Annotated in this window: 9 protein-coding genes and 6 tRNA genes; 11 read left to right on the forward strand and 4 right to left on the reverse strand. The window is 61.3% G+C overall.

All coding sequences use genetic code 11. From position 1 onward, the window contains the following. Nucleotides 1-195: 195 nt before the first annotated feature. From JNG39_RS14770 to JNG39_RS14800, 7 genes are all read left to right on the forward strand, one after another. Nucleotides 196-272: transfer RNA gene (locus tag JNG39_RS14770), tRNA-Arg, on the forward strand. 141 nt (nucleotides 273-413) lie between these two features. Then, a tRNA-Pro gene (locus JNG39_RS14775) sits at nucleotides 414-490 on the forward strand. A gap of 24 nt (nucleotides 491-514) precedes the next feature. Then, nucleotides 515-591: transfer RNA gene (locus JNG39_RS14780), tRNA-Arg, on the forward strand. A 13-nt stretch (nucleotides 592-604) separates the two neighbouring features. Beyond that, nucleotides 605-681 (forward strand) — tRNA-His (locus JNG39_RS14785). A 28-nt stretch (nucleotides 682-709) separates the two neighbouring features. After that, nucleotides 710-785 (forward strand) — tRNA-Lys (locus JNG39_RS14790). Between the two features lie 131 nt (nucleotides 786-916). Beyond that, the gene (locus tag JNG39_RS14795; protein WP_368312495.1) at nucleotides 917-1756 is read left to right on the forward strand and encodes a tetratricopeptide repeat protein; all 840 of its coding nucleotides are present in this window, start codon (nucleotides 917-919) and stop codon (nucleotides 1754-1756) included. 70 nt (nucleotides 1757-1826) lie between these two features. After that, a tRNA-Leu gene (locus tag JNG39_RS14800) sits at nucleotides 1827-1911 on the forward strand. A gap of 99 nt (nucleotides 1912-2010) precedes the next feature. On the opposite strand, the gene JNG39_RS14805 is transcribed toward JNG39_RS14800, so the two are convergent. From JNG39_RS14805 to JNG39_RS14820, 4 genes are all read right to left on the reverse strand, one after another. Next, a complete protein-coding gene (locus JNG39_RS14805) occupies nucleotides 2011-2301 on the reverse strand; it encodes a tyrosine-type recombinase/integrase (RefSeq protein ID WP_368312836.1) in 291 nt (96 codons plus the stop codon). Nucleotides 2302-2491: 190 nt separating this feature from the next. Continuing rightward, on the reverse strand, nucleotides 2492-3754 hold the full coding sequence (locus JNG39_RS14810) for a M35 family metallo-endopeptidase (RefSeq protein WP_368312498.1): 1263 nt from the start codon (nucleotides 3752-3754) through the stop codon (nucleotides 2492-2494). A 935-nt stretch (nucleotides 3755-4689) separates the two neighbouring features. Then, the gene (locus JNG39_RS14815; protein WP_368312501.1) at nucleotides 4690-5547 is read right to left on the reverse strand and encodes a hypothetical protein; all 858 of its coding nucleotides are present in this window, start codon (nucleotides 5545-5547) and stop codon (nucleotides 4690-4692) included. A 302-nt stretch (nucleotides 5548-5849) separates the two neighbouring features. Next, nucleotides 5850-7232, reverse strand: coding sequence for an MFS transporter (locus tag JNG39_RS14820; protein WP_368312502.1), 1383 nt, complete (start codon nucleotides 7230-7232; stop codon nucleotides 5850-5852). A 94-nt stretch (nucleotides 7233-7326) separates the two neighbouring features. Between JNG39_RS14820 and soxR the strand changes: the two genes are divergently transcribed. The 4 genes from soxR to clpX all read left to right on the forward strand — a co-directional run bounded on the left by soxR (nucleotide 7327) and on the right by clpX (nucleotide 11312). After that, complete coding sequence (gene soxR / locus JNG39_RS14825; protein ID WP_368312503.1) at nucleotides 7327-7761, forward strand: redox-sensitive transcriptional activator SoxR; 435 nt, start codon at nucleotides 7327-7329, stop codon at nucleotides 7759-7761. Between the two features lie 177 nt (nucleotides 7762-7938). Further along, nucleotides 7939-9231 (forward strand): trigger factor, encoded by a 1293-nt coding sequence (tig, locus tag JNG39_RS14830; RefSeq protein WP_368312505.1) that lies wholly within the window; start codon nucleotides 7939-7941, stop codon nucleotides 9229-9231. Between the two features lie 49 nt (nucleotides 9232-9280). Further along, nucleotides 9281-9913: an ATP-dependent Clp endopeptidase proteolytic subunit ClpP gene (clpP, locus tag JNG39_RS14835; protein WP_247367819.1), complete on the forward strand. Its 633-nt coding sequence runs from the start codon at nucleotides 9281-9283 to the stop codon at nucleotides 9911-9913. Nucleotides 9914-10016: 103 nt separating this feature from the next. Next, nucleotides 10017-11312 (forward strand): ATP-dependent Clp protease ATP-binding subunit ClpX, encoded by a 1296-nt coding sequence (gene clpX, locus JNG39_RS14840; protein ID WP_144910262.1) that lies wholly within the window; start codon nucleotides 10017-10019, stop codon nucleotides 11310-11312. Nucleotides 11313-11396: the final 84 nt, after the last annotated feature.

Raw genomic sequence — 11396 nt, forward strand, 5'->3', positions numbered from 1 at the left:
AAGAAGCCTCCAGCCATCGTGCAACTGCTTCTCTCGAAAGGGTTTGGACGTCCATTTGCGCCACTTCGTTACCATTGCGCGAAAAAAAGTTTCAGAAAAGTGTTGACGCCCACCCTCAATATCTGAATAATTCCGCTTCTCGGCACGGCGCTAACGCTTCACGGCGATAGTCACCGGGTCTAAGGTTTAAAGTGTGCGCCCGTAGCTCAGTTGGATAGAGTACCAGGCTACGAACTTGGTGGTCGGGAGTTCGAATCTCTCCGGGCGCACCATCTTTAAGCAAGCTATCGTGATCATTCATGCGGTGGCAGCGGTAGTTGAAAGTGTGGTGTGTTCATACGGATTGACGGGCTAGGCTTTGACCCGTAGCATCTGAAAGCTTCACCGGGTAATAATGGTGAAACTTGAAGTTTCGGGGTATAGCTCAGTCTGGTAGAGCGCCAGCTTTGGGAGCTGGATGTCGGGGGTTCGAATCCCTCTGCCCCGACCAATTGGCGTTCTACGTACAGTGCCTGCGCCTGTAGCTCAACCGGATAGAGCATCGGCCTTCTAAGCCGACGGTTGCAGGTTCGATTCCTGTCGGGCGCGCCAATTAAGGTTTATGGTGGGCGTAGCTCAGTTGGTTAGAGTACCGGATTGTGATTCCGGATGCCGTGGGTTCGAATCCCATCGTCCACCCCACTTTTGACATGTTACAATTGAAGTTTACGGGCCGTTAGCTCAGTTGGTAGAGCAGTTGACTCTTAATCAATTGGTCGTAAGTTCGAATCTTACACGGCCCACCAATTCGGACAGCCGCTTGGATTAATCCAGGCGGCTGTTTTTTTACGTGTGATTTTTCAGGCCGCGATTAGCGTATGCGAACTTTCGTAGCGCTTGCCCGTCAAAGGGCTTTCTTCGGTCGTCTGAGAACGTCATGAATAAATCGCTGTTCGCGTTTCTGCTGATCGCACTCACATCGGCGGGCGTCCACGCCGGCGATTCGCCCAAGGACGTACAGGCGCTCATCGGGCGCGGCGATTACGCCGGCGCGGAGGCCGCGCTTCGCGAAGCGGTTTCCGAGCACCCGAGCAGCGCCAAGGCGCACTACGTGCTCGCTGAAGTGCTTGCCCACGAGGGCAACATCGGCGAAGCCAAGGCCGAGGCGAACAAGGCGGCTAGTCTGGACCCGGCCACGCACTTCACCGACCCGGCGAAGTTCCAGCACTTCCAACGCGAACTGGACGCCGCCCTCGCGCCCGCGTCGAGAGGACGTTCCAGTGCATCGCCCGCACTACTGAGCGCCGGCCGGCCGGCGGAGGGCAGGGAAGGGGGATCGTCGCACCTGACCGGCATCCTGATCGCCGTGGTGGTGATCGCGCTCATCGCGTTCTTCTGGACGCGCCGCCGGCGTGACACGGCCAGCGCGTTCAACGGTTATCCGCCGCTGCCCCCGATGAACGGCGCGCCGCCCTACGGCGGTGGCTATCAGGGCTATGCGCCTCCGCCCTCGTCGGGCGTCGGTACGGCCGTCGCGGCCGGCCTGGGCGGACTGGCGGCGGGTGCGTTGCTCGACGAGGCGTTCCGCTCCCACCGCGACGGCGAAGCGACCCGGGATGTCGGTGCCGTCGGCACCTCCGGCGATGCGGGCCAGAGTCCGTCCTCACAGGCCTACGACGACCTTCGCAACGAGCCGATCGACATGGGTAATGACAGCAGTTCGTGGGATGACGGCTCGTCGAGCGATAGTGGCGACTTCGACGACAACCAGTGGTAAGCCGTGAAGGCCGGCGGCCCGGATAGCCGCCGGTCGCCAAAGGGCGCGGGAAACCATAGAATTGCCGGGCGCGAGTATGGCGGAATTGGTAGACGCACCAGATTTAGGTTCTGGCGGGGTGACCCGTGGGGGTTCGAGTCCCCCTTCTCGCACCAGCCTGTATTGAGAAAGATCAAACAGTTATCTCTTGTTGACTCGTCAAGCATTTGATCTTCTCGGCCATTCCTGTCTTTGGATGGTCAAAGGGTTTTGATTCATACCCCGACGCTGGTCTCCTGTCGAAGCCTGTGAATGCTCTGCGCCGCGCTCGTAAGCTGCTTCGTCTGTAAGTGCGTGTAGATGTCGGTGGTAGCTATCGAGCTATGGCCCAGCCACTCCTTCACAATCTTCAGGTCCACGCCGCTCTCCAGCAGGCGGCTTGCGCATGTATGGCGTAGGGAGTGGATGACGCAGTCCCGATGCTTGATGCCTGCTGCCTTCCGCGCACGCGCCCAGATGTCCCGCGCGCGGCGGTCTTTGAGATCCTTGAAGGGACCTTCGGGGATTCCTTTCGGTGGACGTGCGGATACGAAAAAGCCGCCTCATGGGCGGCTATGGAAAAAGGTTCATGCAGCGAGCTGTTATTGGCCGAAAACGCTTATTTCCAAACGAGAGCTACAGGCGCAGCAGGTACAAAAGAAAACCCCGGCAGAGGCCGGGGTTTCTGAGGAATCAGGATGCTTAGGCTAAAAATATTTAGCGGACATACGTGCCTTCGTAATACATGATGTTGTCGGCATTTCTGACGGCCAGGAACTTGTCATTTGTCGCAAGCACGCGGGCGGCTCCGCGTCCGTACGCGTAGTCTCCGGTTCCGCCGCCCCACATATCCACGTAATGCGAGACTTCGTGGATCACGGTCAGCACTTGGCTATCGTAGCCTCCATCGATTTGCTTCAGGTTGAAGAACCCATCACAGAAATTAATTGTCTGTGTCTGCGGGATTGTCCACGCTGCAACTCGGGAATCATACCCAGGACAGCCGCACAGATAAGTCCCAGCACCGATTCGAAGGCTGATCGAGTTCATGAAATGGATCATTTCAAAATCGACGTCCGTGTCCCAATATTGATCGTACCGAGGCTCTGCGTAATGCACTTCACCTGTGTTCTGTGTAGGGCCGAACCAAGTCGTATAAGTAGCATCGTCCTTGATCCGGCCTTGATAGGTCGTTGTGCCTGAAGAGTCTTGACCCTCTACGACAACGTACAGGGCTTTGATGCCTTGAAGAGCGTTGTAGGAAACGTTGTAAGCCGCCAGCGCGGCCGAACGAATGGTGGTGAGCTGCTCACTGGTGCATTGCTGGCTGCCTAACGCCTGAGGCGCCTGCAAGCTTGTCATGCTATGCGATACCGCCGTGACTGCGTGGGCCATCGCTGGGTCAATCCACACAGTCGCGGATTGACTGGCTTGAAAGTAGAAATCGCCATCAATCTCGCCTCTGTCGTCAGTATGGACAGTTACCGAGTAGCCCTGGGTGTAGCTCACTTGAAACGTTCCGCCCGCAGTGAGGTCGTAGTCGGCGGACAGGTCAATATCCTGTGACATTGATTGTCCAGCTTCCATCTTTAGAAAGAAAGTATCCGGGTCTCTCGGCGCAACTCGGACCATTCGGCCTGTGAATGTAACTTCCTTGCCGCTCGCATCTTTCACGTCGAACAGTTTCGTCATTAAATGGCCGTCGGGTGTATAGAACGGGCTAAGAAATTTTGGAATGTAAACCACGCCACCGCTGGTATTTTTGACCGTAACCGTTATGACGCTGGAAGGCGTTTGATTTACTACCGAATGAGGAGCTATCTGCACATCGATGGCCGAAGCGCCAGATTCAACGGACATAAAGCTCAATATCAAAGCAGTCCAAGCAATTAGAAAATGCCTTTTCACATCTACCTCCAAATGGTTCCCTTTCCCCTGTGGCGCGAACGTAGCACGCAAGGTGGGCTGCACGATATTCATGCGGGATCTCCAGAAACGAAAAAGGCCCCTCGTGGGGGCCTGGTGGGACGACGGGTTGTTGGTGGAACCGGAACGAAAAACGCCCCGGCTCCGTGGGGAACCGGGGCGTCTCTTTGGGGTATCTGAAGGAAGTCCTTCATTGCCCTATAGGAATCTTTAGGAGGGAGGAACTATCGTTCCCCTGAGGCTCGACCTTTTACCCCCTCGCGGCACCTGGCGGCACTTGAGTGGCAACGCGGCACCTGAGAAACGGCACCTGTGGTGGCATCTGGCGGGTAAGTGCTTGGCGCGAAAGGGGCTCCGGAAAATTTAGGTTCTGGCGGAGTAATCCGTGAGGGTTCGAGTCCCTCTTCTTGCACCATGGTTAATTTCGATAAATCAAGCGCTTAGGTGTTGCGACATCGTAAGAGTTGCATCTGCCTTAACCATTGCCACCTAGCACGCTGGGTGCCAAAGCACTGCTACGGCTTGCTTGAGGGAATACGTATCACGAAGCACCGGGCTTGGCATTGGCGCTAATCGCCGCGACAGCCGAAGCGCATGTGGCAATTTCGCCGGACCAGCTACGAGTGAGGATCGCTTCATACGTGAAGGTGGTCGCATATGACGTTTTTGTAACCGAAGCGGAAAAGATTGTGGGCGTGGCAGGTACCGGCTATGCAGAGGGCGTAGTAGACGCTGGTAATGGTTGCAGGTTTTGCACTCCGGCCGCGATGCCGTGGGCCCACGTGGCGTGTAGGTAAATGCTAGATCATCTGCACTTGCGCAAGGCAGTGAGTGCGCAGCTTCGTCGACCATGCTGTCCGTCTCGACCTGGGGCGTGGGTGTCAGCCGTGGTCTTGAACGTCGTGTGGCTTAGGCGATCTTCTCCGTCATCTCCCATTTTCCTCGACGGGAAATGGGAGATGTTCCTCGACCGTCCTGCTAGTGACCCTTTAGGGCTCGCCGGATACGTTGACACCGATACGTGCCAATCCAGCCATTAGTTCGCTCATGTGACCCTCGCGAGGCCAGCCGGTTACCTTCGTTACGACGCGGCCGTTGCGGAGAAAGTAGAACGTAGGAGTATCCCAGCTATCCACCATGGGCCAGTCCGTTTTGCGCTCTACAAGGTGCATGGCTTCCCGGGGATGTGCCTTGTTCCAGTCCTCAGCTTCGGTCGAGTCAAGAGTGCGCCGAGGCGGCATGATGAACATCGCCACCTTGCCAATAGCCGCACTAAGTTCGGGCTCTTGATCAATCGCGGCCACAGCATTTCGCGTGAAATGACAATAGGGATGTCCGACAACGATTACCCGCGCTCCCTCGGTCACGTCGACCGGAACACTAATAAACACCCGCTTGGAAGCATCGGTTGCCTCGAGAAAAGCCGGCGAACCGGCCGAAGCAGCCCTCTTGATTACCGGCTGAAGCGGAAGCGCGTTGCCAGGAATGGCTCGGCTGTACGCGTTCGCCTCATCCATACGCCGTTCCATCACCAGTTGGCCCCAATAGTTCGCGCGATCAGACCGCGTTGCCAGCTTTCTCTTCGAGAGAGCATCGAGTACTTGCCACATCGCTCGGGTTATCGACGCGTCGGAAGTGGCGGAGGCAGCGATGTTCGCAGCAGAGAACGCGTATCGGAGATCGTCATTGCTCAGGGCGGAGACCTTTGAGGGATTCAATAAATCGGAGAACCTAGCGAGGAAGGCGCTATCGACGGCCTTGGCGCGCTCGCCGGAGGTCGAGTAGCTCTTCTCATATAGCGCATCGAGTGCGGCGAATCGTTGCTGCATCGTGGCGGCGTTCACCATCGGGGCGAACGCAACGCAGGCTAGTACCAAGATGACTGAGCGTCCCACGCGAACCATTGGTATTCCAGATGGGCTTGGTCAAGAGAGACGCACGATCTTCTGTGCGTCTCTCTACAGAGTCAGCAGTTGGAGGTGCAGGCGAAATCTTTTCATAACTTTCACCGGAACTTGTCGGGTAAATTCGGCAAGGTTGAGTATGATCCTAATTTGATACGCCGTGCGCTTTGCAATCCCGTGTCGTGCGCCGACGGGACGCCATCACGTGGCTGCCTTCGAGGGTTTGCTTCGGTTATTTCTTAAGGTCAGCGCGGCGCATCGGTGCGGCGAGCGATCACGATGCCCGCGCCCGCGAGCAGCACGGTAATGACGAAGTTCGCCGCGAACGCCAGCGTGTAGGACACGTTGAGCAGCGCGGCGAAGAGCGATCCGCCGATGGCCAGCGTCGAGGCCACCAGCAACGATTCGCACAGCTGCAAGGCCGAGCTGTTCGTGCCCTGTTCCTCCGTCGACGACATCGACAGCGTCAGCACTGACACGGTGGCGTAGGCCATGCCCATGCCCAGGCCGGTGAGCATCCAGCCGGCGATGGATACCGCGACGGGCGTCCCGTGGAAGGTGCCAAGGGCGGCGAGGATCGTGCCGACCAGCATCAGCGCCGTGCCGCGGTTGAGCAGCGCCTGGCGCGAGATGGTCGCGTAGTGACCCTGGTACCACGAGCCCGTGAACCATCCCAGTGCGCCACCGCTGATGGCGACGCCGGCCCACAGCGGGGACATACCGTGCTCGTGCGAGAACATCAGCGGCAGGAAGGCCTCGGTGCCGAAGAAGGCCGACGCGGCCACGCCGCGCAAGACGATGACGGCGGGCAGGCCATGGGCGGCCACGAGCGTGCCCCTGGGAAGCAGTCGGCGTCCGCAGCCGACGAGCAGGGCGATGGCGGGCACGAATGTCGCCAGGGCGAGCCAGCCACTTTCCTGTCCGGCGACGAACAGCAGGCACGCGCCGATGGAGGCGCCCACGGCGTTGGGTAAGCGGCCGGGCTGGCCGGCAGGCATGCCGGTCGGTCGTTCCATCGTGCGGAGCGCGCCGCGCAGCGCGATGGCGGCCGGGACGGCGAGGATCGGCACCGCCAGGAAAACCCATCGCCAGCCGAAGTGTTCGACGATCGCTCCGCTGATCGCCGGCCCGATCAGGGCGGGTATCACCCAGCCCGCCGAGAACGAGGCGAAGACCTTCGGCCGAAGTCGCTCGGGGTAGAGGCGTCCGACGATCACGTAAAGCGCGGGAAACAGGCATCCCGCGCCGAAGCCCTGCACCAGGCGCCCCAGCAGGAGGATGGGCATGGTCCGGGCAAGCCCGGCGATGACCAAACCGGTCACGAAGCCGATCAGGCCCGTCCATATGGCGGGCCCGGGCCCGCGACGGTCGCTCCAGCGGCCGGAGAGCGTCATGCCGATGATGCTGGTGGCCAGCACGCCACCGAAGGCCAGGGCATAGAGGCGTAGGCCGTCCAGTTCGCGGGCGACCGTGGGCATGGCGGTGGTGACGGCCAGCGCCTCGAAGGCGATGAGGGATATCAGGGCCACCATGCCGACGGTGGCGGCGCGATAGGGCGGCGAGAGAATGCCGCCCGTTTCGTCGGCCGGTGCCTGGCGAAGATCGGCGTCCTGGGTGCGCACGTTCATGAACATTCCTTGCGAATCGGACCAGTGTCGCACGCTTGCGCGGCGACCCTTCCTGACGCAGGATGCAACCTCAACCAATGTTCAGGTCAAGGGCATGCGCGAATTGAGCGTGGGCGAGGCGGCGAGGCGGGCAGGGGTGGCGGTCTCGGCCCTGCACTTCTACGAGCGAAAGGGGCTGATCCAAAGCCTTCGTACGTCCGGCAACCAGCGCCGTTATGCGGCCGACGTGCTGCGGCGGATCGCGGTGATCCGCGTGGCCCAGCGGGTAGGCATCCCGCTGGAGGCCGTGGGCCGGGCCTTCGCCTCGCTGCCGCCAGGGCGCCCACCGGACAAGGAGGACTGGGCCGCCATGTCCGAGACGTGGCGGAAGGAGCTGGAGCAGCGGATCGCCCAGCTCAGCCATCTGAAGGACCGCCTGACGGACTGCATCGGCTGCGGTTGCCTTTCCCTGACCGCCTGTTCCCTGGCCAATCCTGGCGATGCCCTGGGCGCCGAAGGGGGTGGCCCCAGGCGTTGGGCGGGCGAGTGAGGCAGGTTGCGGCGGTACGGAGCGGAAACGTAGAATGGGCAGTCATTTGCGGGGTTTTTCGCCACCGGGGATGGGGTCGCGCCGGCGGCCCGGCGTTCGCGGCGATTCCCTTTGTTTCGGTTACGGCGACGGACGTTCGCCATCGCGCCACGGCACGTGGTGGTTTCAGGAGAGGTCATGCAGGTTTCGGTTGAGAATGTCGGCAAGCTCGGGCGCAAGCTCACGGTGAAGTTTCCGGCGGAGCGCCTGGAGACCCAGGTCAGCGAGCGCATCGCGGAAATGGGCCGCACGGTACGCCTGAAGGGCTTCCGCCCCGGCAAGGTGCCCACCAACGTGATCAAGCAGCGTTTCGGCGCGCAGGTCCGTGGCGAGGCGCTGTCCGAACTCATCGGCAGCACGCTGCGCGAGGCCGTGCAGCAGGAGAAGCTGCAGCCCATCGCCAACCCGTCGGTCGACACCACGGGCAACCCGGTCGATGGCGAAATCGCCTACACGGCCACCTTCGAAGTGATGCCGGAGTTCCCGGCCATCGACGTCGCCTCGCTCGAAATCGCCCGTCCGAAGGCCGAGGTGAAGGACGCCGACATCGACAAGATGATCGAAACCCTGCGCACCCAGCGCCGCAGCTTCGACGAAGTGACCCGCGCCTCGAAAGACGGCGACTTCGTGATGTTCGAATACGCCGCCGAGGCCGGCGACTACCGCTTCCCGGCCGAAGGCCTGGAACGTGCCGGCAGCGTGCTGGGCTCGGGCACCCTGTTCAAGGCCCTCGACGAGGCCCTCACCGGTCGCACGGCGGGCGAGGACCTGGTCCAGGACGTCGCCTTCCCCGAGGACTTCCGCAACCCCGAGCTGGCCGGCAAGACCGCCAAGGTCACCTTCAAGATCGTCAAGGTGCAGGAGCCCAACCTCCCGGCGGTGGACGACGATTTCGTGAAGCTGTTCGGCGTGGCCGACGGCAGCATCGAGACCTTCCGCAAGGAAGTCCGCGCCAACCTCGAGCGCGAGCTCAAGGCCACCGTGATGGCCCGCCTGAAGTCCGAAGTGGCCGAGAAGCTGGCCGGCGCCTATCCGGACCTCGACGTGCCCGACCTCATGGCCAACGCCGAGGCGCAGAGCCTCGCCGCGGGCAACCTGCCGCGTGGCCAGCAGCCGTCGCCGGAGATGGTCGCCGAAGCCCTGCCGTTCGCCCGCAAGCGCGTCACGGCCGCTCTCCTGATGGGTGAGATCGCCCGCAAGAACGAGCTGCGCCTGGATCGCAAGCGCCTGGCCGAGATGCTCACGGCGATTGCCTCTACCTATGAAGAGCCGGAAAAGGTCATTGAACTGTATAACGGCGACCCCCAACTGATGCAGGGATTGCAGAACCGCGTGATGGAAGACCAGGTGGCCGAGTGGGTGGCGGACAACGCCAAGACCACCGACCAGGAACTGAGCTTCGACGAGGTGATGCGACCGGTCGGCGCCTGAGCGCCGATCGTCTGATTACCACCCGGGCCCCATACGAAGGAGAGACCGAATGTCCATGGCTCCGATCCAGAACCTCAACCTGGTGCCCATCGTCGTCGAGCAGACCTCGCGCGGCGAGCGTTCCTACGACATCTATTCGCGCCTCCTCAAGGAGCGCATCATCTTCGCGGTCGGCCCGGTCGACGATTACATGGCCAATGTGATCGTCGCCCAGATGCTGTTCCTCGAGTCCGAAAACCCGGACAAGGACATCAACCTGTACATCAACAGCCCCGGTGGTTCCGTCACCGCGGGCATGGCGATCTACGACACGATGCAGTTCATCAAGCCGGACGTCAGCACCATGTGCATCGGCCAGGCGGCTTCGATGGGCGCCTTGCTGCTGGCGGCGGGCGCGGCCGGCAAGCGTTTCTCGTTGCCGCACTCCCGCATCATGATCCATCAGCCGTGGGCGGGTGGCATTTCCGGCCAGGCCACCGACATCGAGATCCACGCCCGTGAAATTCTTACGATGCGTGAACGCCTCAATGCGATTCTGGCCCACCACAGCGGCAAGACGGTCGACGAAATCGCCCGTGATACCGAGCGCGACCGCTTCATGAGCGGGGCGGAAGCCCAGGCCTACGGCCTGATCGACTCGGTGGCCGAAAAGCGCACGGTTGAAACCGTCAAATCCGCTTGATTCATCTTTTCGCTTGTGAAAACCGGCACTTCGCCCCTGGAACCAGGGGCGGAGTGCTGTGCTATTCTCAAAGCGCACCTGGATTCTCAGTAGGGCACATAGCATGAGCGACGAGCGGCAGAGCCGTTCCAACGACGGCGGCAAGATCCTTTACTGCTCCTTCTGCGGCAAGAGCCAGCATGAAGTGCGCAAGCTGATTGCCGGTCCCAGCGTGTTCATCTGCGACGAATGCGTTGAGCTGTGCAATGACATCATCCGCGAAGAGCTCGAGGAAAAGGCGGCCACCGGCCGTACGCACCTTCCCAAGCCGCGCGAGATCATGGATGCGCTCGACCAGTACGTGGTCGGCCAGACGCGCGCCAAGAAGGCGCTGTCCGTCGCGGTCTACAACCACTACAAGCGCATGGAATCGCGCCAGAAGAACGACGAAGTCGAGCTGGGCAAGTCCAACATCCTCCTGATCGGTCCCACCGGTTCGGGTAAGACGTTGCTGGCCGAAACGCTGGCCCGTCTCCTCAACGTACCGTTCACCATCGCCGATGCCACCACGCTGACCGAAGCGGGCTACGTGGGTGAAGACGTCGAGAACATCATCCAGAAGCTCCTGCAGAAGTGCGACTACGACGTCGAGAAGGCGCAGAGCGGCATCGTCTACATCGATGAAATCGACAAGATCTCGCGCAAGAGCGAGAACCCGTCGATTACCCGCGACGTGTCCGGCGAAGGCGTGCAGCAGGCCCTGCTCAAGCTCATCGAAGGCACGCTGGCGTCGGTGCCTCCGCAGGGTGGCCGCAAGCACCCGCAGCAGGAATTCCTGCAGGTCGATACGCGCAACATCCTCTTCATCTGCGGCGGCGCGTTCGCCGGACTGGAGAAGGTGATCCAGCAGCGTTCCGAGACCACCGGCATCGGCTTCGGCGCCGAAGTGCGCTCCAAGGCGCGCACGGAAAACGTCGGCAAGTTGCTCGCCGACGTCGAGCCGGCCGACCTGGTCCGTTTCGGTCTCATTCCGGAGTTCGTTGGCCGCCTGCCGGTCGTGGCCACGCTCGATGAGCTCGACGAGGCTGCCCTGGTGCAGATTCTCACCGAGCCCAAGAACGCGGTGACCAAGCAGTTCCGCAAGCTCTTCGAGATGGAAGGCGCCGAACTGGAGTTCCGTCCGGAGGCCTTGTCCGCCATCGCCCGTCGCGCGCTCAAGCGCAAGACCGGCGCACGTGGACTGCGAACCATTCTCGAGCAGGTGCTCCTCGACACGATGTTCGAGCTGCCGTCCCTGGAGCACGTGAGCAAAGTCGTGGTCGACGATGCCGTCATCGAAGGCCAGGCTGAGCCTTACCTGATCTACCGCGGCAACCTGCAGCAGCAGCGCATCGCGGGTGAGGGTGGCGACGCGGCCTGACGGCTGCTTCCCGCCCTCCCGGCGGCCCCGGCGTCCCTAGGCGCCGGGGCCGTTTTCGTTTCGGCGTCCGGCACTTGATCGATC

Source organism: Luteibacter sp. CQ10, assembly GCF_040900725.1.
Taxonomy (GTDB): domain Bacteria; phylum Pseudomonadota; class Gammaproteobacteria; order Xanthomonadales; family Rhodanobacteraceae; genus Luteibacter.

Excerpts from the sequence above, each read along its gene's own strand:
- clpX (WP_144910262.1), top strand. The coding sequence starts at position 10,017 with ATGAGCGACGAGCGGCAGAGCCGTTCCAACGACGGCGGCAAGATCCTT.
- JNG39_RS14810 (WP_368312498.1), bottom strand. The coding sequence starts at position 3,754 with ATGAATATCGTGCAGCCCACCTTGCGTGCTACGTTCGCGCCACAGGGG.
- JNG39_RS14820 (WP_368312502.1), bottom strand. The coding sequence starts at position 7,232 with ATGAACGTGCGCACCCAGGACGCCGATCTTCGCCAGGCACCGGCCGAC.
- clpP (WP_247367819.1), top strand. The coding sequence starts at position 9,281 with ATGTCCATGGCTCCGATCCAGAACCTCAACCTGGTGCCCATCGTCGTC.
- tig (WP_368312505.1), top strand. The coding sequence starts at position 7,939 with ATGCAGGTTTCGGTTGAGAATGTCGGCAAGCTCGGGCGCAAGCTCACG.
- JNG39_RS14795 (WP_368312495.1), top strand. The coding sequence starts at position 917 with ATGAATAAATCGCTGTTCGCGTTTCTGCTGATCGCACTCACATCGGCG.
- JNG39_RS14815 (WP_368312501.1), bottom strand. The coding sequence starts at position 5,547 with ATGGTGAACGCCGCCACGATGCAGCAACGATTCGCCGCACTCGATGCG.
- soxR (WP_368312503.1), top strand. The coding sequence starts at position 7,327 with ATGCGCGAATTGAGCGTGGGCGAGGCGGCGAGGCGGGCAGGGGTGGCG.